Below are 23,981 nucleotides of genomic sequence, written 5' to 3'. Positions count from 1 at the left end.
GGAGCGACATATCGGGTTCGAACCGATGACCTATACCTTGGCAAGGTATCGCTCTACCAACTGAGCTAATGTCGCATAAATCTTAATTTTGCATCTTAGCTTGTAACCACTCACTAAAGGTATCGTTCTTTCCTCTAGCAACTGAGCTAATGTCGCATTTCAACTTTTATCAGTAATCACTAAGTTTGGTGCTTAGCGAAAAGTTGAGGCCGCATTATATGAAAATATCCCTACGGTGCAACCCCTTCTTGCAAATAAACTGACTGATTGGTCAAATTCTAAATACTTTCGCTCGATAAAACTGCAATTCGGCGATAGATTCTTCGATATCTTGTAATGCTTGGTGAGTATTCTTTTTACTGAAACCTTCCATCGCGGTTGGTTCCCAGCGACGAACTAGCTCTTTAATTGTACTCACATCGATATTTCGGTAGTGAAAGTAATCTTCAAGTGCTGGCATGTAACGATTTAGGAAGCGACGATCTTGACCAATACTGTTACCACACATAGGTGAAACACCCGCTGGAACATATTGAGATAAGAAAGCGATAGTTTGCTCTATTGCTTGCTCTTCATTAATTGTACTCGCTTTAACGCGGTCAACTAAACCAGACTCACCATGATGTTTTTGATTCCAATCGTCCATTAATGCTAATTGTTCATCCGATTGGTGAATCGCAATAACCGGGCCTTGCGCGATAATATTTAGCTCTTTATCTGTCACGATTGTGGCCATTTCTATAATCTTATCAACGGCAGGCTCTAACCCTGTCATTTCCAAATCGACCCAAATCAGATTGTTTTCATCTATAGCCATAAAGCGACCCGTTATTCCTGTTAGCCTAAATTCAGGCTTTTTTGTTTAAGACCGTGTATCATACTGCTTTTTTAAGCAACACAAAATCACCTTTATCATTGAAGACTAATACGTGAGTAAAAAGAAACCGCTAAGCCATGGTCAATTACGCAGAATGCGGACCAACCAAAAAAAGAAATTACAGAGCCACGATGCAGGCGAAACGACTGACTTACAAGACAGTACGTTAGGCCCTGAGCAGCAAGGCACCATTATTTCCCGTTTCGGTCAGCATGCTGACGTTGAAACCGACGGAGGCCATCTTGCTCGCTGTAATATTAGACGCAACATTAAGAGTCTAGTCACTGGTGACAAAGTTATCGTCCGCCTAGCGCTGACCAGTGAATCGGGTGCGAGCCGAATCGAAGGCATTGTTGAAGCCGTTCACCCAAGGCACTCGCTACTTTCTCGCCCAGATCTTTATGATGGCGTAAAAATTATTGCCTCTAATATTGACCAGATTTTGATTGTGACGTCGGTCAAGCCGGCGTTTACGACCCAAATCATTGACCGTTATTTGGTTGCAGCTGAAGACACGGGCATCCAGCCTGTCATCATCTTAAATAAAGTTGACTTAATTACGCCTGAAGAAGCACCAGCAATCGATGCAGCGCTTGAGCGCTACAAAGCTATTGGTTACCAAGTTTACTGCGTCAGCAGCATAACCGGTGAAGGCGTTGAGCAGCTACACGCGTTAATGGATGGTAAAGTCAGTGTCTTTGTGGGGCAATCGGGTGTCGGTAAATCTTCAATGATTAATGCCATGATGCCTGACGCCGAACTCATTATCGGTGACATTTCACAAAACTCTGGTTTAGGCCAGCACACCACCACAACGGCAAAACTTCTTCATATTGCCACTGGCGGCGATTTGATTGACTCTCCAGGTGTGCGTGAGTTTGCTTTGTGGCACTTACCTGCTGAACGAGTTGGCTGGTGTTTTATTGAATTCAGAGATTATTTAGGCACTTGTAAGTTTAGAGACTGTAAACATCTAAACGATCCTGGTTGCTCGATCACTGAAGCATTTAATGCCGGAGATATCACCGAAGACAGATATAATAATTACCATCGTATTATCGCCAGCTTAGACGAGCAAAGACATGCCCGTCACTTTAGAGCGGGCCCAGACGAATAATCACAACCCAGTAACAGTCAAACTAACAATAGATGAAGCGATACCATAACAAACTTGAATAGAGCTGCACTTAACGCAGCTCACTTGAGCAAATGGACCATTCTGCTTTATAAAAATAGATAGCACCTCAAAGTAGGTGGAAGATTAAAGGATATTGAAATTGGATAACGTTAAAATTGCCCTGCAGTACATTATGCCAAAGCATTTACTTTCACGCCTTGTAGGCAAACTTGCCGCGGCTGAAATGGGCTCTGTCACCACTGCTGCTATTAACTGGTTTATCAAGCAGTATAAGATTGATATGAGTGAAGCCGCACAGCCTGAAGCCACTGCTTATGCGAGTTTTAATGACTTCTTTACCCGTGCACTAAAGCCTGGCATTCGTCCACTATGTACAGATAATGACTATATTGTTCATCCTGTAGATGGCGCGGTAAGCCAGTTAGGTCCTATTAAAGAAGGTCGTATATTTCAAGCTAAAGGCCATGATTATTCTTCACTTGCTTTGCTAGGCGATCAAGCTGATGATGCTAAGCGTTTTGAAGGCGGCGACTTTGCCACCATTTACCTTGCACCAAAGGACTATCATCGTATTCATATGCCTATTAAGGGCACGCTGTCTAAGATGACTTATGTTCCAGGGGAGCTCTTCTCTGTTAACCCGTTAACGGCAGAAAACGTACCGGGTCTATTTGCTCGCAACGAACGTGTTGTGGCAATTTTCGAGACAGAAATTGGCCCGATGGCCATGGTATTAGTTGGCGCGACAATTGTGGCAAGTATCGAAACCGTTTGGGCGGGTACAGTCACACCACCAACTGGCAAAAAAGTATTCACTTGGGATTACCCAACTGAAGGCCCTAATGCACTAACGCTTGAAAAAGGTGCCGAAATGGGTCGCTTTAAGCTAGGTAGCACGGTAGTGATGTTATTCGCCAAAGATGCACTCGATGAATTTGCTGATGGAGTAGAGCCAAAGAGCGTGACGCGCATGGGTCAAGCCTTTGCAAAAATTGAAGATTAGCCTTTAAGGGATGCATGGACAATAAAAAGACAGGGCTGTTAGAACTTCATTTCGCGGTACTCCTTTTCGGTGGTACCGCTTTATTTTCAAAGTTAATCCCTCTAAGCGCACTCGATATTACCTTTCTACGTTGCGTGGTAGCCGCGACCGTACTCGCGCTAATCGTAAAACTCAGCAAACAGCGTCTGTCACTCAACGCTGGCAAAGACTACTTTATCGCCATAGGTCTGGGGATCCTTGTCAGTTTACACTGGGTCACCTACTTTGCCTCCATGCAGCTTTCATCGGTTGCCATAGGTATGATTGCCTTTTTTACCTACCCGGTAATGACCGTACTCGTTGAACCTATTGTCACCAAAACAAAGCTTAAATTAGCCGATGTGATTAGTGCTGTGGTGGTGTTAATTGGTGTCACCTTGTTGATCCCTGAAGCGAGTCTAGGTAATGACGTTACCTTAGGAATTGCTATCGGTATCTTATCTGCCGCGCTATTTACCGCTCGAAACCTACTACACAAGCGTTACTTCACGGCCTACAGCGGCCAGCAGGCCATGTTCTATCAAACATCCGTTGCCGTATTTTTTCTCGCGCCTTGGTTCAGCGTCGAACTCGATACCATTGAACAAAATGTCTGGTGGTTAATCATCTTACTTGGCGTCGTTTTCACCGCCGCACCGCACGCATTGTTTACCGCTGCATTAAGGCTACTCAGCGCAAAAACGGTCGGCTTAGTCTCTTGTTTGCAACCATTTTATGGTGCCATGCTGGCGTTATTGCTACTTGGTGAAGATTTAGCCCTGAAAACCATTATCGGTGGTATGTTAGTCGTTATGACGGCCTTATTTGAAACCCAACAAAGTCATAGAGCAAGTCGAGTAAAAAAGACTGCCTGAAGCGATTTCTTTATCAAGACAACTTGGCTACTATGGGTCGGTCCTTTTAGCTTGGTTCATACTCTAATCATGCATCGCTTTTTATTGCTCCTCCTATGCTTATTCGCCTTATCTGCTAACGCTAATTCACCGCTTCAAATCGAAAAGCGTCTAGGGTTAGCTCCAAACCATAGCGAATCAACGCCGCAAGAGCAGTTAGTCATACTGCAACATAAAACCCGAGATTTAGCCCTTACGGAACAAAACGCCAAAGAGTTGGTCACTAATTTTGCTGAACATAAGCAAAATTTATTAGGGCAGATCAAAGATGCGAAGCAAACGTTAAGCACATCTAACCAGCAAGATATTAATCAGCAAGCCTCACTTGCCTATCTACGATTATCTGAATTAAAAGACGTAGAGATAAGTCTGGGGCAAAAAATTAATGCTCTTATAAAATCTCATAACGAACTACCCGATGACTTAGTAGCAGCTCGTTCTGCACTACAAAAACACAAAAAAATCCGTACTGTCGATAAGCCAAGCATTAATAAGCAACAGATAACAGCCCAAGGCGAACTTTACTTACAACATGTAAAAACCCTAGAGGCGTTATTGGCGAGCAGCCAAAAAGAGATCGATCTAAATCAACTGCAATTAACACTTGTACGTGAACAATTGGCACAGCAAGAGCTGTTAATCGAACAGTTAAACCAGCAGATAATTTTACAAAGACAGGCTCGTACAGAAGCGACTATCGCAGGCAGTTTATTGCCAAACGATAAAGAACATGATCCCATTGCTCAAGAACTCAGTGACAGCAACTTAATTTATGGTGAAAAATTAAAACAGCTAAACCACAAAATAAGCCTAGCACTCAGTCAACAAGAGCAAGCTGAAGCTCAATATCAAGCACAAGCCAAACAGTTAACCACCATCGAGCAACAAATCGGCTGGATAAAGCTTAACTCTGCTTTTGGTGAACGCTTTTTGCAAATGCTACAAGCGCTACCTAAACCGCCCAATCAAGATCCGGTTCAAAGCGAAATCGCCAATACCCGGCTTGCTCGCTATCAGATAGAACAGGCGCAGACACTAAATAGTCAACAAGTCATTGATATAGGTGCCGACAACTCACTGCAAGCCAAACTACTCTCTTCTCAAGGCCTGTTGCTACAACAACTACTGCAGAGTTATGACCAATACTTAAGTGAGCTTGCCGATCTACGAGTCAGCTATGAGCAACTTAACCAGCAGTATCTCACCCTAAAAAGTATCCTAAACGAACACCTATTCTGGGTACCAAATGCCAACAGCATGGGTAGTTTATGGATCACCGACTTACACCAAAGTATTCAATGGATGCTACAACAAGCCCCTTGGAACCAGATGCAAAGCTCCTTTGATGAGCAAAGCACGCTTTGGTCATGGTGGTTGATTCTCGTTGTCGTCAGTCTTGTCGCCCAAGATCTCTTGACCCCAAAATTCAAATCAGCCATGCGCCGTGAGCTGCCTTTTGTGGGCAATGTAACCCAAGATAAGTTTATTTATACTTTCCACGTACTGATTAACTCATTCGGCTACAGCTTACTTAAGCCTTTACCTATTGTCTTAGCCGGTGGGATCTTCTATCTATCGAGTCATAATTTCGTCTCAGCCGTTGGCATGGGGATATTGGCATCGGGGATCTTGTATCAACTTTATCGCTTCATCTATTTGCTCGCGTTGGATAGAGGCTTATTGATCAATCACTTTAAAGCGCCACAAAGCATTGTACGTTCAGGGCAAGAACGCTTTAGACAGTTCACTATGATGGCCACTCCGTTCTTTGCCGTCATGGCCTTTACTGAGATTATCGATACATCGTTGGTCCGCAATAGCCTTGGCCGCGGTGCATTTATTATCTTCTGCTTAATGCTGTTCTGGTTTTACAAAGATATGCTCGGCCTATCCAATAAACAAACCACTGCGGAGCATAGTAAAAACAAAAAGTTGCTCCAAAAACTGCTTTGGGCCATGTTAATCATCATGCCGATAGCCTGTGCAGTATTGGCTTTTCAAGGTTATTACTACACCGCATTTCAGATGTTCTTGCAGCTGCAACTGTCCTTCGTATTTGGCTTAGGCTTCTTACTACTTTATCACTTGATTAAGCGCTGGATGCTCATCGAGCGCCGCCGCATTGCTTTTGATCGCGCTAAAGCTAAGCGTGCAGAGCTCCTCGCTCAGCGAGAAAAAGGGGAAGTCAGTGTCGGCGAACAATCCGATAGCTACGAAGAACCCGTTGTCGACCTAGAGACCATTTCTAGTCAATCATTAGGCTTAGTGCGATCCTTGCTGTTACTGGCGTTTCTAGCCAGCATTGTAGGGCTCTGGACTCAAACTCATACCGCATTATTCTCGTTACTCGACGGAGTGACTTTATGGTCGAGCAACACCACTATTAATGGTATTGAACAACAGATCCCTATTACCCTAAAGTCATTACTGCTTTCGCTGATTATTGTCGGATTTTCGATGATGATCGCCACCAACCTGCCCGGCCTCATTGAGCTAACCATCTTACAAAGACTGGACTTAAGCCAAGGTACAGGCTTTGCGTTAACCACGGTGAGTCGCTATTTAGTAATCTTATTTGGTGTGTTGAGCAGTTTTTCTACCTTGGGTATGGAGTGGTCTAAACTTCAATGGCTAGTGGCAGCGCTATCTGTTGGCTTAGGTTTTGGCTTGCAAGAGATCTTCGCCAACTTTATCTCAGGCTTGATTATTCTGTTTGAAAAGCCAGTACGCATTGGCGACACAGTTACCATTCGTGACTTAACGGGTACCGTCAGTAAGATTCAAATTCGTGCCACCACCATTGTCGACTGGGATCGCAAAGAGATCATCGTCCCCAATAAGGCATTTATTACCGAGCAGTTGATTAACTGGTCACTGTCAGATCCTATTACTCGCGTTATCGTCTATGTCTCTGTTGCAAGAGACTCCGACCCTGCGCGTGTAGAAGCAGCGCTTTACCAAGCAGTACAAGAGTGTGATGATGCATTACTATCACCTGAACCAGAAGTTTGGTTTGCAGGTTTTGGTCAGCATACTCAAGATTTTGAAGTACGAGCGTATGCTAAGGATATGGGCGCGCGCTGGCCACTTAGGCATAAACTGCACAAGCAAATCAGCAAGAAGCTGCGTGAAAATGGCTTAGTACTGGCTTATCCACAGCTCGAAGTTCACCTTTCAGCTAGCCAAGCCAAAGATGTGCAAAACTTAATAAGAACCTAACTGAGTAGCGATAGAGAAACGATTATGATGATATTCGCTCACCGCGGTGCCAGCGGTTATGTAGCAGAAAATAGCTTAGCGGCTTTTGCCAAAGCCGTTGAGCTCGGCGCAATGGCAGTGGAGCTTGATATTCATTTAGTTGAAGACGAGCTATACGTATTTCATGATAGGCGCTTAGAGCCTAAGAGTTCTGGCAATGGCCTTATTGAGCAATATACGAAAGAGGCATTAAGCCACATCACTATTGATGGCCAGCCTATCCCAACTTTGGTGCAAGTATTAAACTTACTCAAGCCTTATGGGACGCTAGTCAATATCGAACTTAAGGGACTCGGATGCTTACAGGCCTTTATTGAACTTTACCCAAGGCTTATCAGTGACCTTAAATATGATGCTAACAAGCTACTAATCTCATCGTTTAATCATCCTTTTCTGGCTGCTTTAAAGCAGCAATACCCTGAAGCACGTGTTGCACCGCTCATTGAAGGGGTGCCTTTAGAGCTTGCTAATGTGGTGAGCCAACTCGATGCTTACTCAATTCACTTAGGCTTAAGTTTTACCACCCAAGCTATGGTCGATGATGCCCATAATCGCGGAGCTAATGTGTATGTTTATACGGTAGATCATATTGATGATATCGATATGCTAAAGCAGATGGGAGTCGATGGCGTATTTACCAATTATCCGGATCGCGCACTGAATCATCTAAAGGTCTCTCAGGCGTAAACAAAGTCGTCCGAGTTGCACAAACTAAAAAATATAATCTACACTAAAATTAATAAGTTAGACTTGTTTATTCCGTTGCGCCCAGCTACCTATAGCGAAGAAAGTGGTTACAACCAAAACAAATAACCAATGCGCAGGGGTTTTTGCCATATATTGCGCTAACAATGGGCTCATATGAATAATAATCAGCCCATAGCCAAACGCATTAACGATGACGAAAATACAGGTTCGAAGTAGAAAAGAGCGACCAGTAAAATAACGACGCAGAAAACGGTTTATATCGGCGCCAAAAACAACCAAGCAACAGGCAATAATTGCCGTTGAAATTTCGGCTATCCAAGGGTAAATGAACAGCCCTAAATAGTTAAGAACATCAATAATTTTAGACATTAACCAAGCAGAGATAAAACCTAGGTTAATGTAGAATATAGGGAGTTAGTATGGGACACAAGTTACTATTACTCACCAGAGAAAACGACCGTTATCGTCAGTTATTGCATTCATGTCACCTACCTGACACTGTTATCTTAGATGATGATCCTCAAGCCATTTTCAATGCTGATATTTGGCTCGCAGAACCGAAACTTGCCGCCCCCTTATTGCCTCACGCAGCTAACCTTAAATGGATGCAGTCAACCTTCGCGGGAGTTGATGCCCTCGTTAAACCAAGGCAACGTAAAGACTATGAACTCACTAATGTAAGAGGCATTTTCGGCCCATTAATGAGTGAATACCTTTTTGGCTATTTATTGGCATACCAAAGAGAGCATCAAAAATACAAAACACAGCAAGATCAAAAAATTTGGCTTCCAGGTAGCTTTAAAACCCTACAAGGGCAAACCTTACTGCTATTAGGAACAGGTTCAATTGCCAAGCATATTGCCCAAACTGCCAAACACTTTGGTATGCATGTCATTGGTATTAATCGCGGTGCCAAACCCACCAAAGGTTTTGATCGGGTTGATACCCTAGCGAATCTTGCCCGTTATTTACCCCAAGCCGATGCGGTTGCCAGCATACTCCCCAGCACACAGGAAACAAAAGGCGCACTTAATAAGCACACCCTGTCGCTTCTTAAAGAAGAGGTTGTACTGTTCAACTTAGGCCGCGGTGATGTGCTGGATTTAGATGCCCTTTATTTCCAACTGATTAAAAAACCTGAACAACAAGCGATTCTTGACGTATTCAATCAAGAACCCCTGCCAGAAGAGCACCCGATTTGGTCACTGGATAACGTGATTATTACGCCACATATTGCCGCTCCGAGTTTCCCCGAGCAAGTGGTGGAAATTTTTGCAGAGAATTTTCACAAGTGGATAAAAGGCGAGACGCTATCCCATAGAGTGCATTTTGAGCGTGGTTACTAATCGCAATCGAACTAAAGATGTGATGGGTAAAACAATCGGTATAATGCAAAATAGCGAATAAAATTTGAGCAGAACGGCAATCATCACAACACTGTGAGCTATGCACGCTTTTTAATAACTGGCTTAGACAAAATAGCCAATAACTATAGCTAAGCATTATTAGCACTGAGAATCATTTTCATTTACACTTCATGCTCTATTCGATTTAGAGATGATTTTCCATGTACGTTTGTCTTTGCCATGCTATTACTGATACACAAATCAAAGAAGCTGTTAGCCAAGGCGATGCGTCATTAGCCGACGTTAAAAGACGTCTTGGCGTGGCAGATCAATGTGGAAAGTGTGCCAAGATGGCGACTCAGATTATCCAACGACAGGTGGATATCGAACCCCACTTTTATGAAGTCGCTTAAAGCACGGCATTAAAAACCGCGTTGGCCTTCAATAAAAAATGCAGCCATCAGGCTGCATTTTTTTGTCTAACATTTAACAACTATGTTTAAACGACAGGTTCACCGTCACCAAGCTCTACGCTATCCACTCGCTGCAAACCACGTGGTAATTTGGCACCGCGGCGGCCACGCTCACCACGATAGTGCTCTAAATCACTCGGTTTTAGGGTTAGCTTGCGCTTACCTGCCCACAGGGTTACCGCGGTATCTTCAGGGATCACTGTCAAATGTAATAGCAACTCTTCACGGTTCTTAGCACGTTCACCTGGAATGCTGATGATCTTATTACCTTTACCTTTAGAAAGCTGCGGCAACGCATCTAGCGAGAACAGCAACATGCGACCTTCATTGGTAATGGCTAATATCGACTGCGACTTTGACTTATCGACTTTTTGCGGCAGCAACACCTTGGCATTCGCTGGTAAACTCAGCAATGCCTTACCCGCTTTATTACGTGATACCATATCTTTATTCGAGCAAATAAAGCCATAACCCGCGTCAGAAGCCAATAGATAACACTGCTCCTCATCAGACAACAGCAAATGCTCCATGGTCGCACCCGGCGCTAAATTGAATCGAGTGGTAATAGGTTCGCCCTGAGAGCGAGCTGACGGTAGCGTATGGGTTTCTGTGGCAAATGCCCTGCCTGAGGTGTCTATAAACACGCTCGGCTGATTACTGCGGCCTTGAGCCGCGCGTAAGAAGCTATCGCCCGCTTTGTAAGATAAACTTTCACCCGCAACATCGTGACCTTTCGCGCAGCGGACCCAACCTTTCTCTGATAAAACAACCGTCACGGATTCAACTGCGACTAGCTCTTGCTCAGTTAATGCTCTTGACTCTGATCGTTCAACTAACGGCGAACGACGCGCATCACCGTAGTCTTCGCCATCACTGATTAACTCTTTCTTGATTAACGTCTTCATGCGACGCTCAGAGCTTAATAATAACTGTAATTTATCACGCTCTGCTGCTAGTTCACTCTGTTCAGCCGTGATCTTGAACTCTTCAAGCTTAGCTAAATGGCGCAACTTCAAATCAAGAATTGCATCTGCTTGTTTGTCTGAAAGGTTAAAACGTGAAATCAACTCCACTTTTGGATCATCGTTATAGCGGATGATCTCAATGACTTCATCAATGTTTAAAAATGCCACCATTAAGGCATCTAGAATATGTAAGCGCGATAGCACTTTATCTAATCGATATTCTAAACGGCGCTTTACCGTGGTCATTCTGAACTCAAGCCATTCAGTTAATATCTGCAGTAGCCCCTTTACTTGTGGACGGCCATTTAGCCCCAGAACGTTAAGGTTAACTCGATAACTCTTTTGTAAGTCTGTAGTGGCAAATAAATGTGCCATAAGTTGGTCACAGTCAACGCGATTCGAGCGCGGTACAATCACCATTCTCACAGGACTTTCGTGATCAGATTCATCACGTAAATCCGTTACCATAGGCAACTTCTTAGCCTGCATTTGGTTCGCAATCTGTTCTAAAACCTTACCGCTACTGGCTTGATGCGGTAGTGCAGTGATCACAATCTCGCCATTTTCTACGGTATAAACCGCACGCGCTTTGATCGAGCCACGGCCGGTTTGATAAATGGCTCTTATATCTGCCGCAGGAGTAATAATCTCAGCTTCTGTCGGATAATCAGGCCCAGGTACAAACTCCATTAAGCGAGCAAGGTCAGCCTTAGGGTTATCCAGTAGCTCAACACATGCGCCTACGAGTTCTTTAACGTTATGCGGTGGCACGTCAGTTGCCATACCAACTGCAATACCAGTAATACCATTGAGCAAAATATGCGGTAGACGAGCAGGCAAAACCAACGGCTCTTTCATGGTGCCGTCGAAGTTAACGCCCCAATCAACCGTACCTTGACCAAGCTCGCGGAGTAAAACCTCAGAAAACTTAGAGAGTCTTGCTTCGGTATAACGCATCGCCGCAAATGACTTAGGATCATCGGGTGCGCCCCAATTACCTTGACCATCAACTAACGGATAACGATATGAGAATGGCTGCGCCATTAACACCATCGCTTCATAACAAGCGCTATCACCATGCGGGTGATACTTACCTAACACGTCACCAACGGTACGTGCCGATTTTTTATGCTTAGATTGAGCAGATAAACCAAGCTCACTCATGGCGTAGACAATACGTCTCTGAACCGGTTTGAGTCCATCGCCGATATGCGGCAATGCACGGTCCATGATGACATACATGGAATAGTTCAGATATGCCTCTTCCGTGAAGCGGCGCAGAGGCATTTGCTCTACGCCATCAAGGCTTAAATCTATCGCATCACTCATTAATCATTATCCTGTGACTGATTTTTTACTGAGTCTTTATAGAACAACCTATATATGTTGCCCTTGAGATCATCAGAAATATACATGGCACCATCGGGTGCTGTGACCAATGAATATGGTCTAGCGACGGGAAATTCTCCGTCGAGAAAACTGACAACAGTATTTCTTTTAATTACTTCGCCAGCTTCAATCTTTAACATGACAACTTGATAGCCGACTTTACTTGAACGGTTCCACGAACCATTTTCGGCAACAAACATCTGATTATGAAAACGCTCTGGAAATTGCGTACCGCGATAAAAGTGCAATCCTTTAGCCCCAACATGCGCTGGCAACTCATAAGTTGGCGCCACCACTTTTAGGTTTTGAGGTTTATCGTAAGCAGGCTCAATAATATCGGTGGCGTGAATATAGGGAAATCCAAAATGACTCCCTATACGCTCGACTTTATTTATCTCGTCCGGCGGTAAGTTATCCCCCATCCAATCACGCCCCATATCGGCAAACCACAGCTGATTATCAGCTAGTGACCAATCAAAGGCTAACACCTTTCTAACACCAGTAACGACTTGCTCACTCGCACCTGTTTTAACATTTATCGCGATAATGCTGCTGTAAGGCGCTTCAGATTCACACACATTACAGGGTGCTCCAATAGCGACATATAAGCGTCCATCAGGGCCAAAATGCATGGCTCTGCGGCTTTTCTTAGTGTTACCCGGTAGGCGGTCGTAAACTTCTTTCGGACGCCCTGGTCTTTTTAGTCGAGACTCGATTTGGTTAAAACGCAATATACGTTCATCTTCTGCGACATATAATGCACCATCATGAAATGCAATTGCCTCAGGGTTATCTAAACCTTTGGCAATCAAATAACGCTTATCAACCCGGCCATCACCGTCGGCATCGACCAAAGCGGTTATCTTTCCGTCTCGGTATGAGCCGACAAACAAAGTGCCTTTATCCCCAACGGCTAACTGCTTAGCATCACCAAGGTTGGAGGCGTATAAGGTTAAGCCAAAACCTTTCGATACGGTGATCATCACAGGTTCTGCTGCTAATGCACTGCAACTAAGCATAAAGTGAGCGCAAAGCAGCGACACCCCAGTAGCTATTTGATTTCGATAGTTTTCAAACGTCATTATTATTCTTTTGTCTGATTATAATCACAAACTGTCGCTTAGAGTTGGGCAATATCACCCTTAGCTTCTAACCAAGTCTTTCTGTCTCCAGAACGTTTCTTGGCTAATAACATATCCATCAGTGCCAATGTTTCATCGGCATCATCTATGGTTAATTGCACTAATCGACGCGTATTTGGATCCATCGTCGTTTCACGTAGTTGCAGCGGATTCATCTCACCCAATCCCTTGAATCGTGTTACTTGGACTTTTCCTTTCCGTTTTTCTGCGGCGATTCTATCTAGAATGCCATTTTTCTCAGCCTCATCGAGGGCATAGAATACTTCTTTACCGATATCGATACGGAACAGTGGCGGCATCGCCACGTAGATATGCCCCTGCTCCACTAGGACTCGGTAATGCTTCATAAATAGCGCACACAACAAGGTGGCAATGTGCAAACCATCCGAGTCCGCATCGGCAAGAATACAAATTTTTCCGTAGCGTAACTCTGAGATATCGTTACTATCAGGATCGCAACCTATCGCAATCGAAATATTGTGAACTTCTTGCGAAGCTAAGACCTGAGAAGAATCAACCTCCCAGGTATTCAAAATCTTACCACGCAGCGGCATAATCGCTTGAAACTCACGATCTCGTGCTTGTTTTGCACTCCCTCCCGCAGAGTCGCCCTCCACTAAGAACAGTTCGCCACGCATTGGGTCTTGACCACTACAGTCGGTCAGTTTACCCGGTAAGGCAGGACCTGAAGTAATACGTTTACGCGCGACTTTCTTGGCCGCTTTTAAACGCTTCTGTGCATTGTTAATACACATATCGGCCAAGGCCTCAGCCTGTTCAGTATTGGTGTTTAACCAAAGACTAAACGCATCACGCACAATACCCGATACAAACGCCGCACATTGTCTGCTCGAAAGCTTCTCTTTAGTTTGGCCGGCAAACTGTGGATCTTGCATCTTAATCGATAAAATAAAGGTGCTGCGATCCCAGATATCTTCAGGAGTTAGCTTAATGCCACGCGGCATCAAGTTGCGGAACTCACAAAACTCACGCATAGACTCTAGCAAGCCTTGCCTAAAACCGTTTACGTGAGTACCACCTAGTGGCGTAGGAATAAGGTTTACATAACTTTCATTGAGATAGTCACCACCTTCTGGTAACCATGTAATGGCCCAATCTGCGGCTTCTAAATTACCCGCAAAGCTACCAATAAATGGCGCTTCAGGTAAAGTGGGTACGCCATTGATAGAGGTTTTTAAGTAATCTTCTAAACCACTTTCATAAAACCACTCTTGGGTTTCATTGGTTTGCTTATTAACAAACTTAATGCGCAGACCTGGGCAGAGTACGGCTTTGGCTTTAAGTAAATAGCTCAGCTTGGACGTCGAAAAGTTACCAGAGTCAAAATAGCTAGGATCGGGCCAAAAATGTACACTCGTACCAGTATTGCGGCGACCGCAAGTCCCAGCAACATGTAGGTCTTCGACTTTTTCACCGTGCTCAAATGCCATCTCATAAACTTCGGCATTACGTCTAACGGTGATTTCAACGCGGCTTGAAAGCGCGTTTACAACTGAGATCCCCACACCGTGGAGACCACCTGAAAACTGATAGTTTTTATTAGAGAACTTACCACCCGCGTGCAGCTTAGTTAAAATAAGCTCGACACCAGGGATCCCCTCTTCAGGGTGGATATCAACCGGCATACCACGGCCGTCATCGGTAACTTCCAATGAATTATCGGCATGCAAAATAACGTCGATACGGCTGGCGTGCCCGGCTAATGCCTCATCGACACTATTATCTATGACTTCCTGTCCTAAGTGGTTCGGGCGCGAAGTATCGGTATACATACCGGGGCGACGTTTTACAGGGTCAAGTCCATTTAGGACTTCAATAGCATCTGAGGTGTATTGGTTTGTCATGGCACACATATTATGTTGTTATTCAGGCCATGTTGCGGCCCTACGGGTCTATTTGTCAAGAAAACAGATATTCACAGATAGAAGCAAGTTGGGCCTCATAGCCGATAAAGCTATGATCGCCATCAGGTTCTATTAAGAGCTTACAGCAGTGATATTTCTGCACGGCCTGTTTATAGTCGAGCACTTCATCGCCAGTCTGTAATAGCACATAAAAGCGATCGGGATTTAATATTGCGGGCGTATTGTAACGCGCGACGTCTAGCTTATGTTCAGCAACAACCTGGTAGGTCTCATCCGTATAGGGATTGTACTGAGTGCCAATGAATTCATCAAATAGTTCGAACGGTTTTACCGCAGGATTAATTAAAACTGCGCGTCCACCGTAAGTTTCGGCTAAATAACTCGCGAAATATCCACCTAACGACGAACCAATATAAGTAAGCGACTCCCCAGCGGCTTTGGCTTTTTCAACAATATCGATTAATAGCGCCATTGCTTCTAGCGGTTCACAGGGCAATTGTGGCTGGTTAAATTGAAGTGTGGGGTGATGCTGTGCAATAAAACGCGCAGTCACCAAGCCTTTTTCTGACAAGGGGGAACTATTAAATCCATGTATATATAGCAGCATACTTCCTCATACTGCGGCGTGTTCTTAACTAATAACCGCCCGCATCTTTATCAGGTGAAAAATTCTTTCCTGGCACCCGGTAAACATTAGTCAGAATGCTACCATCGGATTTTAGCTCCAGCAATCGGTATCCAGGTTGAAGCGCATCTAGGGCAAAATACGGCGACTTGGGCTTAAACTGGATACAGGTCGACGGAGTAGCCATCAATCTAAGTGATCCATGTGGGCCTTTATGCTCTGTATCGATATTCTGATGAATATGCCCCCACAACAAACCTTTTACTTGCGGGTACTTTGCCACTCTCTCAATGAAATCACTACCGTTATCCATACAGTGCTGATCAAGCCAAGTACAACCAGCAAGGATTGGATTGTGGTGCATGACCAGTAAAGTATGGCGTTCAGGCTCGGCGGCAATGGCACTATCAATCAAGTCTAACTCGGCTGCAGACATATGCCCACCTGGCCGCCCGCGCACCGTAGAGTCAAGCATAATGATCTGCCAATTCCCCGCTAAGATACGCTTCTGGCCAAAGACTTTAGGCCCTTGCATATGTAGGTTCATGATCCGTGGGTCGTCATGATTACCCGGAAGATAATGGCAAGGGAGCCCTAAAGAAGAAACTGCGTCGACAAAGTTATGATATGACTCATTGGAGTAATCTTGGCTAATATCACCGGTTGCGAGCATGAAGTCCGCAGGGTAGTTCACCGCCGAAATGGTATTAAGTACTGCCCCAAGGCTTTGCGCTGTATTAACCCCGAGTAGCTGAGCTTCAGGATCGGCAAACAGGTGAGGATCTGTGACTTGCACGATTCTCACACTCTTAGCTTCAGCAATTGAATAAGAGATAGCCGCTTTTAGCAAATTAATTACCCAATAATCAAATCAACTGACAAATTTAGTTAAGTTATCAATCTTCAATAACTCTTCTAGAAAAGCGTTAACTTGGTACTTTTCATCCCGATGGTGCATATGCATATTTGGATAATCATACACTGGTCGTAATTGATAAATCTGTTGACTAGTTAACACTTCTGCTAATTTAGCATCGTGGTAAATGCGAACTGACACTTTTGGTGTCGACACTAAATTGTGACTACCTACGCAACGAGAAATCTGTACAAGCTGGGTATATTTAGTATTTTCTAACAGGCAAACATCTAGTTGACCAAACTCGCCTTTTACCCGCCACTTTTGGCCCTCACTAGGCTCTAAAGTTAACCAGCGTTGAATGTGCATATAGTTACGACCACACAGCGCCAAAAACTGGCTGATGTTAGGCTGATACTTTTTGTTTTTTGCAAAGGCGACATTTGACACGACTAAATTCCAATACTCTCTTGTTTATACCCAAACGACTTGAACATGCTCATTTCAGAGGCCTTGCGCGAGTTCAATTCTAGGCGTATTAGCGTAGGAATGGTAACTCCCTTTTAAGCTAGTGCAACAACGAAGTGGGCTTGCGCAAAGCCTTCTTCGATGGGGTTTAATGCACTTTCTGCTGCGTTATTGATCTTGCTAAGGGAGCAACCATTAACTGCAATCAACGCCTTGCTTAAAGCGCATTAAATTCCCACTGAACCCTGCATCTTCAGGTGGCTTGGGTATAATAGCTTTAATACGACGGTTTATCGTTAATCGACTTCTTTGGTGATTGTTTAATGATATTTTGATAATTAAGTTGCAACCAAAGTAAGCCGATTACCGTAGAGGCATTATCAATGCGCCCCTCTACAACCATTTGATACGCCTGCTCGCGGCTGAGAACATGAACGCGAATATCTTCATGTTCTGCATCTAAACCGTGTATACCTGCAGCGTCTGCGGCGCACACTTTAGCCCAATAAAAGTCAAAACGCTCGCTGGTTCCGCCTGGACTTGAAAAATATTCATTAACCTTGACCATACTATGAGCTGTTAATCCGGCTTCCTCTTTTAACTCGCGATACGCTACATCTACCGATGTTTGACCGCTATCAATCATGCCAGCCACCAACTCGAACAACCAAGGTGTTTTAGCACATTCGAGTACCGGAATACGGATCTGCTCAATTAGCACCACTTGGTCGGTAAGCGGATCATATGGTAGTACCACCACAGCATGACCACGCTCAAACACTTCACGTGATATTTCACCGCTCCAACCACCAGCAAACAAGCGGTGTTTAAAGCGATATTCATCCATTTTAAAGAAACCTTTATACAAGGTTTTCTTACTGAGAAGCTCAACGTCATTGCGATTAAAGGTACTGTTCATTTTTCATCCTAAATATACTTGTTTATAAAGGTATTTATGCCACAATAAATTCAAACAAAAAAATTAATACTATGATGAAAGCAGTACTAATCATAACGATTAAAAACTGTTACACTTCTGAGTTGACTTAGAATTTGTAGGTTTTTACTATTTAACCCACTAAGTTTAGATGTATTGGGAAGCGTCGGGAAGCGCGAACCGTTTTACTTTTCGTTATAAGTAAGGCAAAGCTAAACATAACAAGTTAAATTCGCTCCTCAATGGAGAATTTTGTCTAAAAGGACAGCAAATGAAATTCAAGATCCGTTCTCTATGTGCCGCACTGACACTTGCAGCTACCGCACAAGCAGCTCATGCTGATGACCTTCTACAAATATATCAACAAGCATTGACCAGTGATCCAATTGTGCTACAAGCTCAAGCCCAACGTGATGCTTTGTACGAACAGATTGAAGAAAACCGAGCACCACTACTACCTACTGTCAGTGCAAATGTGGGTTACGATAAAGCATGGAATGATCCGAGTGCAGACTCTAGTGGTATTGTTGGCGGCATTACGCTTAATCAAGTTATTTACGATCACAGTGCATGGGTAGGCTTAAGCCTAGCCGAAAAAGCGGCTTCTCAAGCAGATTCAGCTTATGCGTCGTCGCTACAAAGCCTTATTATTCGTGTAACTAACGCGTATTTTGACGTGTTAACCGCCATGGATGACTATGAGTTTCAAGGCGCTGAAAAACGCGCAATTGGACGTCAGCTAGAACAAACTAAGCAACGTTTTGCTGTAGGTTTGACCGCGATTACTGACGTACATGAAGCACAGGCTCAGTATGACTTAGCTAACGCGCAAGAAATCCTAAGCCAAAATACCCTTGCGAATAGCTACGAAGCGCTACGTGAAATTACAGGTATTGATCATAAGAGCATCGATATCCTAGATATGAATCGCTTTTCAGCAACAGCGGCTGCACCAGCCTCTTCAAATGATTGGATTAAGATCGCTGAAACCAACAGCATTGACTTGATGACAACCCGTATCGGAAAAGATATCGCTGAAGAGACCATCACGCTTTATAAAGCGGGTCACATGCCATCACTGAGTTTAAATGCCGGTTACAATAAAGGGATTGAACAAAAGCCTGCCATGAATGGTAGTGACCAGTTTGATAACGGCACGGTTGGCGTAACACTGAGCATTCCTATTTTTGAAGGTTTCAAAGTCTCTTCACAAGTTAATCAAGCACAGTACCAATATGTAGAAGCAAGTGCGAAACTTGAGCAGACACACCGCCAAGTGGTTAAAAACGTACGTAATAACTTTAACAACGTCGGTGCATCTATTAGCTCTATTCGTGCTTATGAGCAATCAGTGATCTCTTCACAGAGCGCGTTACAGGCCACTGAAGCGGGTTTTGAAGTGGGTACGCGTACCATTGTTGACGTATTAAACAGCACACGTAACTTATATGATTCAAAGCGTAAGCTATCTGACGCACGTTATGGCTACATCAACTCGATTCTAGCGCTTAAGCAAGCGGCTGGTACATTAAACGAAGATGATGTTGCCTCAATTAACAATGGTCTTACTGCTCCTGCAGTGGCTAAGTAACTTGCCTTGTTGTTAAACATATAAAAAACCGCCAAATGGCTAATGCCGATCATTTAGTGATTTATCGATCGGTTGACTGATCTTCTAGATGCTTCAGAATCCGAGTCCTACTCATAGGTCTCGGATTTTTTATGGACGTTTCTCAAGCTCTCAATATCATTAACGAATGACGACATCCTGGCTGAAGGATGCGCATTGACCTCAATGGAATGGCCTAGCTACCCTAAGTGTTGATCGTGTTGTTTGGCGCCCCCCCCTGATATCCTGCAACATAACGCAGTATTTTCTCGTCAAAAAAACACAATATCCTCAAGTAAGAATGGTATGTCAGATGGCATTGAGCAGCCACCGGATCACAGGTAGCGCCTTCGATGATTATAAAGTCAATCAGATGCTGCTTACTGAGAAATGGATAGAGACCACGCCAGATCACAGTATCACCTTGTTCGACAAAGGCTTTTACTCATTAGGACTTCTACATAAATGGCATCAAACAGGCAATGAACGGCATTGGCTTATTCCGCTAAAAAAGAACGTTCAATATGAGGTTATCCAAGCACTAGGGCGTAGTCGTTTACCTGAACTGGTGAAACAGGAGTTATGGGGGATCTTACTAAGCTATAATTTAATTCGGTACCAGATGCTTGAACTTAGTTTTAGCTTGAAAGGAAATTATCTACCTTATCAACTGAGCTTTAAAGGCACACTTGCGCATGTTATTTCATTATTAGTGGGGCTCCCATACTCAACTCAGGGTGCAATACCAGGTTAATTAAAAGGTTCTCACAATATGGCAGAGAGCTTAATTCTAGAGGGACGGCGAGAGAGAATATTCCCTCGAGCAATGAAACCTAGGCCACAAGGGTATGCCAGAAATATAAAGGCCGCTCACCTTAACTGAACGGCATTAGACCTTAGGAGCGCTTTTTTGATCTGGTAAATGCAGACGAACGACGCTACAGATAACAGAACGTTCGCAAGCTCACTCACGGAACGCTATGCTAAAGTGAAAAGATTCTCGACCGAGGCCGCAGGCCGTTCGGCTTTTATCATCTTAGCCTGTACCATCTCAGCTTTTTCGCGTTAACTTATAAACCGACTCATTCAGCCAAGATACCTGCTTTTTCACAAAGCGAGGGTTGTCGCTCAGCACATCATCACAAGCTAAACGCTCAATGTCAAAATGTTCACCGAGGTTGGCCTGAACCCAATCTTCTGATACAGCAAAAGGTGGGCCATTTAACTCAGCTTGTGGGTAATCTAAGGTGATCAATAAGCCAACACTATTAGCGGAAACCAATTTAGTAAGCTGACGCGCATAAGCTAAGCGCATCTCTTCCGGCCAAGCGATTAACGCGGCGCGATCGTAAAAAGCTGTGCAGCTGTTGAATTCTGAAATAGGTAAACTAAAGATATCACCTTGATAGATGGTGACCTGCTCGGTAGTAAAGTGTTGGTGTTCGCCTACATGACTCGCGTCAAATGGCAGATTATTCTCATGGTAAAACTGCTGCACAGCTTGCTCACTTAACTCGCAGCCTAACACCTCATGACCTTGCTCAGCCAAAAAACACAAATCTAAAGACTTACCACATAGAGGAACAAAAACTTGTGAATTTGATGTGAGATTTAGCCGCGGCCAGTATTTTACCAATAGAGGGTTAACCGCATTTAAATGAAAGCCTATCTGCTGGGCATCCCACTTTTCATGCCAAAAGCTTGGTTGCATAGTCCATATCCATTACAAATGGTAATTAAAAATTTGTATTAAAAATACAATTACCAAAGAAACCAAGGTATGACCATGATCATGAGAATCATCAGGGGAACGAATTAGCGCTCACTATGATAAGTGATGCTCAGTTCAGGTATACCACTTAGGCCGTTACTCTATAGACAGAGCTAAATAGAAGTAAAGGTAATAAGTGGCTAAAACTGAAAATACCAAGTCAAAACGGTGCCATCATTTCAAGATTTACCAGCTATGGATTAAGCACTTGTTGAACTTTTTTCAACCAAACACAATTTTCACATTCACATTGACGGCGCGATAGGTGATGCGGGGTTAAGCTCGAATCTATAAAATCAACGGCGACCAATAACTGTTGTTTCAGATCTTCAACAGATTTTTTCTCTACCGCAATAGTTTCATCATTGTGGTTCATCCAAGTACACTCCATACCTTGGTGGCAATTAATGCACTCCATATCGGTATGGTTAAAGAAGCCTGCATGAGGGCAATAATTTAGCTCCATCGACTGTAAAATACGTCGCCGTGGATACTCAAGCAATTCAATTAACTGGGATTTATCTAGTCCTGACATAAAGCCACCTCGGGTTGATATCTAAGCCTTTTCTTTGGCTTATACCATTTATACTAGTACTGACTTTAAGATTACCTTTCTCTTATTCCGCTAGATTTGATATGCATCAATATCTAACCCGAAAATATTGGTTAGGTGTGACTCAGATAGCTTTTTTGCAACCTAAACATGCGCTTCTTAACCCAATGAGCTTGGACTTTATTACAGCTTATTGATTTAATAGAATTCACAGAAGAAGGGGTCCCCATTGCAAACACCAGAACTTCAACACTTTTACATCTCAGAAGAGCAATCCATTTACCTACTGGGCGTCAATGATGCTCGTAAACACAGAGCTTGGATCCGCCTGTGTAAACAACAACTAGGTAAGTTAGGCTATAAAGATTTAGAGCTCGTCGGTAAAGGTGCCTATGGTTTTGTGTTTGCAGGCGTAAATAAGGAGGGCGAGGCACATGTGTTTAAGTTCTCTCGCTTAACTTTACCTCAGCATATTCAAGACCGGCTTGAAGAGGAAGCCTTTATGCTTTCTCAGGTGATCCACCCTAATGTGCCGCCAGCAATCAAATTTGAACACGTAGGCAAGCAAGGGATCTTGGTGATGGCCAGAGCTCCTGGTGAAGACCTTGAACAGCTTTGTGTCAGGGTCGGTGCTCTGCCCGTTGCTATGGTGATGAACATAGCCCGCCAACTCGCGGCCATCTTACAATACTTACACCATGGTAGACCGCTTATTCATGGCGATATTAAACCATCAAACCTCGTCTATGACATTGATACCCAACACCTCTCCCTGATTGATTGGGGCTCAGCGGTATTCGCACAGCGTGACACTCAAGGTAACCCCGTAAATGGCAATGTGATGGACTTGATGTCCAGCGACCAACAACATACTAATGCCCGCATGGGTGACGTATATTTTATTGGTGAAGAACAACTTAATGGCGCACTTTCGAGCCCAAGATTTGATGAACAAGGCGTGGCGGCGACCCTCTACGCTTTAGCATCGGGCCAAGCGAGCCGCTTCGGTAGTAAAGTCATCCCGGCAACCAGTATCGGTTTACCGGTGGAGCTAGCCCGAACCTTAGATGGCATGCTCAGTGACGACCCATTGCAACGGAAAAAAGCCGGTGACTATTTTTTAAAAAGCATGGTTCACAGCCATCGATTACACCTGCCTAAAATAGATACAACACCACTCGACGCTGACATTCCGGTGTGGAATTTGCCGAGAGATAAAGAGGTTGAAACCGTTAGTTACAGTTCGCGTAAATCATTTTTAAAAGAGCATAACGGCGACGAGCCTATTGCTAAAATGGATGACTTACAGTTAGAAAAGTACTATCGCAATTTTATGGCTGGTATGGGTGATACCGAGAAAGGCTTTATTGCTGCGGTTGGTCGCTTAAGCCAATACGCCATTGTTGGCGGATTGGCGATTCACTGGCGTGAAACGGGTGTGTTTATCGACTCTAATCTAGCCATTTATAAGGCTGAGCAAAAGCATGCCATTACGGTTGCCGTCAACAATATGGTGACGCTTGCTCGGGGTATTCGCCGCATTGGGGTATTTAAAGCCTGCTTCTTTAATGCCCGCGATACCTTGCATATCGAACGCCAAGACAGCACACAACCATTTGTGACCAGTTGCGATCAACAGCTCCCCTTTGAGGTGGGTAATGTGCCATCACTTGAAGATAAATCACGGCTGCATTCTTATTTTGAAGATGGTCGCGATCCAGAAGAAAATTTAGAGTTACCCAAAGAAATCATGACTGAGCTTGCTTGGATAAATCGGATCCATCATACCGGTTGTATTATTTTTGAGGTGCTGCCGAATCATATGAAGATCCACAGCTACTTGCGTTTACTTAACCCTAGAAAACAGGCCGCTTTTCGTGCCAGCTTAGATAGGATCTTAGCTCACGTAGATAAGATTCAGGGTAAAGGAGTGTCTGGCTTTATGAAACTGCCCTATAAAAACACCCGAAAATTTCACCTCATAGACCGCCGCGCAGATCGCTTTTACCCGCGTAATCCTAAGCAGTTATACCGCTAACAACTCG

20 protein-coding genes, 1 tRNA gene and 1 pseudogene are annotated in these 23,981 nt (G+C 44.0%); 10 read left to right on the top strand and 12 right to left on the bottom strand.

Translation table 11 applies throughout. The features are described 5' to 3' along the window. Nucleotides 1-2: 2 nt before the first annotated feature. Together ACVBIL_RS12155 and orn are read right to left on the bottom strand one after the other, a co-directional pair. Nucleotides 3-75, bottom strand: a tRNA-Gly gene (locus ACVBIL_RS12155). A 196-nt stretch (nt 76-271) separates the two neighbouring features. Beyond that, nucleotides 272-817 (bottom strand): oligoribonuclease, encoded by a 546-nt coding sequence (gene orn / locus ACVBIL_RS12150; RefSeq protein WP_447167235.1) that lies wholly within the window; start codon nt 815-817, stop codon nt 272-274. Nucleotides 818-929: 112 nt separating this feature from the next. Here orn and rsgA point away from each other — a divergent pair, with 112 nt between their 5' ends. From rsgA to ACVBIL_RS12125, 5 genes are all read left to right on the top strand, one after another. Continuing rightward, nucleotides 930-1,994: a small ribosomal subunit biogenesis GTPase RsgA gene (rsgA, locus tag ACVBIL_RS12145; protein ID WP_447167234.1), complete on the top strand. Its 1,065-nt coding sequence runs from the start codon at nt 930-932 to the stop codon at nt 1,992-1,994. Nucleotides 1,995-2,154: 160 nt separating this feature from the next. Then, entirely contained in the window at nt 2,155-3,018 is an 864-nt protein-coding gene (gene asd / locus ACVBIL_RS12140) for an archaetidylserine decarboxylase (RefSeq protein WP_447167233.1), read from the top strand. A 14-nt stretch (nt 3,019-3,032) separates the two neighbouring features. Beyond that, a complete protein-coding gene (locus ACVBIL_RS12135) occupies nt 3,033-3,911 on the top strand; it encodes a DMT family transporter (protein WP_447167232.1) in 879 nt (292 codons plus the stop codon). A gap of 69 nt (nt 3,912-3,980) precedes the next feature. After that, complete coding sequence (locus ACVBIL_RS12130; RefSeq protein ID WP_447167231.1) at nt 3,981-7,169, top strand: mechanosensitive ion channel domain-containing protein; 3,189 nt, start codon at nt 3,981-3,983, stop codon at nt 7,167-7,169. A gap of 24 nt (nt 7,170-7,193) precedes the next feature. Continuing rightward, a complete protein-coding gene (locus ACVBIL_RS12125) occupies nt 7,194-7,895 on the top strand; it encodes a glycerophosphodiester phosphodiesterase (RefSeq protein WP_447167230.1) in 702 nt (233 codons plus the stop codon). A 57-nt stretch (nt 7,896-7,952) separates the two neighbouring features. Here the strand turns inward: ACVBIL_RS12125 and ACVBIL_RS12120 are convergent, their stop codons facing one another. Continuing rightward, a complete protein-coding gene (locus ACVBIL_RS12120) occupies nt 7,953-8,285 on the bottom strand; it encodes a DUF3392 domain-containing protein (protein WP_447167229.1) in 333 nt (110 codons plus the stop codon). Nucleotides 8,286-8,335: 50 nt separating this feature from the next. Between ACVBIL_RS12120 and ACVBIL_RS12115 the strand changes: the two genes are divergently transcribed. Both ACVBIL_RS12115 and ACVBIL_RS12110 read left to right on the top strand, forming a co-directional pair. After that, nucleotides 8,336-9,262, top strand: coding sequence for a D-2-hydroxyacid dehydrogenase (locus ACVBIL_RS12115; protein ID WP_447167228.1), 927 nt, complete (start codon nt 8,336-8,338; stop codon nt 9,260-9,262). A gap of 221 nt (nt 9,263-9,483) precedes the next feature. Beyond that, on the top strand, nt 9,484-9,675 hold the full coding sequence (locus ACVBIL_RS12110) for a bacterioferritin-associated ferredoxin (protein WP_447167227.1): 192 nt from the start codon (nt 9,484-9,486) through the stop codon (nt 9,673-9,675). An 86-nt stretch (nt 9,676-9,761) separates the two neighbouring features. Here the strand turns inward: ACVBIL_RS12110 and parC are convergent, their stop codons facing one another. The 7 genes from parC to nudF all read right to left on the bottom strand — a co-directional run bounded on the left by parC (nt 9,762) and on the right by nudF (nt 17,985). Further along, nucleotides 9,762-12,029 (bottom strand): DNA topoisomerase IV subunit A, encoded by a 2,268-nt coding sequence (parC, locus tag ACVBIL_RS12105; protein ID WP_447167226.1) that lies wholly within the window; start codon nt 12,027-12,029, stop codon nt 9,762-9,764. After that, nucleotides 12,029-13,171 (bottom strand): PQQ-dependent sugar dehydrogenase, encoded by a 1,143-nt coding sequence (locus ACVBIL_RS12100; protein ID WP_447167225.1) that lies wholly within the window; start codon nt 13,169-13,171, stop codon nt 12,029-12,031. The genes parC and ACVBIL_RS12100 overlap by 1 nt, the downstream gene beginning before the upstream one ends. Nucleotides 13,172-13,209: 38 nt before the next feature. Further along, on the bottom strand, nt 13,210-15,096 hold the full coding sequence (parE, locus tag ACVBIL_RS12095) for a DNA topoisomerase IV subunit B (protein ID WP_447167224.1): 1,887 nt from the start codon (nt 15,094-15,096) through the stop codon (nt 13,210-13,212). A gap of 55 nt (nt 15,097-15,151) precedes the next feature. Then, entirely contained in the window at nt 15,152-15,724 is a 573-nt protein-coding gene (locus tag ACVBIL_RS12090) for a YqiA/YcfP family alpha/beta fold hydrolase (protein WP_447167223.1), read from the bottom strand. Nucleotides 15,725-15,752: 28 nt separating this feature from the next. Beyond that, complete coding sequence (cpdA, locus tag ACVBIL_RS12085; RefSeq protein WP_447167222.1) at nt 15,753-16,592, bottom strand: 3',5'-cyclic-AMP phosphodiesterase; 840 nt, start codon at nt 16,590-16,592, stop codon at nt 15,753-15,755. A 21-nt stretch (nt 16,593-16,613) separates the two neighbouring features. Then, entirely contained in the window at nt 16,614-17,048 is a 435-nt protein-coding gene (locus ACVBIL_RS12080) for a DUF1249 domain-containing protein (RefSeq protein ID WP_447167221.1), read from the bottom strand. A 295-nt stretch (nt 17,049-17,343) separates the two neighbouring features. Next, on the bottom strand, nt 17,344-17,985 hold the full coding sequence (gene nudF / locus ACVBIL_RS12075) for an ADP-ribose diphosphatase (protein WP_447167220.1): 642 nt from the start codon (nt 17,983-17,985) through the stop codon (nt 17,344-17,346). Nucleotides 17,986-18,274: 289 nt separating this feature from the next. Between nudF and tolC the strand changes: the two genes are divergently transcribed. Both tolC and ACVBIL_RS12065 read left to right on the top strand, forming a co-directional pair. Beyond that, on the top strand, nt 18,275-19,594 hold the full coding sequence (gene tolC, locus ACVBIL_RS12070; RefSeq protein ID WP_447167219.1) for an outer membrane channel protein TolC: 1,320 nt from the start codon (nt 18,275-18,277) through the stop codon (nt 19,592-19,594). Nucleotides 19,595-19,757: 163 nt separating this feature from the next. Next, nucleotides 19,758-20,495 (top strand): annotated as a pseudogene (locus ACVBIL_RS12065) (transposase); the annotation flags it as partial. A 168-nt stretch (nt 20,496-20,663) separates the two neighbouring features. Here ACVBIL_RS12065 and ACVBIL_RS12060 read toward each other — a convergent pair. Further along, nucleotides 20,664-21,323 carry a thiopurine S-methyltransferase gene (locus ACVBIL_RS12060; RefSeq protein ID WP_447167218.1) on the bottom strand — a complete coding sequence of 220 codons (660 nt, stop codon included), beginning with the start codon at nt 21,321-21,323 and terminating at the stop codon, nt 20,664-20,666. Nucleotides 21,324-21,576: 253 nt separating this feature from the next. Beyond that, nucleotides 21,577-21,918: a hypothetical protein gene (locus ACVBIL_RS12055; RefSeq protein ID WP_447167217.1), complete on the bottom strand. Its 342-nt coding sequence runs from the start codon at nt 21,916-21,918 to the stop codon at nt 21,577-21,579. 247 nt (nt 21,919-22,165) lie between these two features. On the opposite strand from ACVBIL_RS12055, the gene ACVBIL_RS12050 reads away from it, so the two are divergent. Next, nucleotides 22,166-23,974, top strand: coding sequence for a protein kinase domain-containing protein (locus ACVBIL_RS12050; protein WP_447167216.1), 1,809 nt, complete (start codon nt 22,166-22,168; stop codon nt 23,972-23,974). Nucleotides 23,975-23,981 lie beyond the last annotated feature (7 nt).

The sequence above is a fragment of the Shewanella sp. 125m-7 genome (assembly GCF_052977045.1).
The sequence above is the reverse complement of the archived record's forward strand: the minus strand, read 5'-3'. Positions and strand labels throughout refer to the sequence as shown.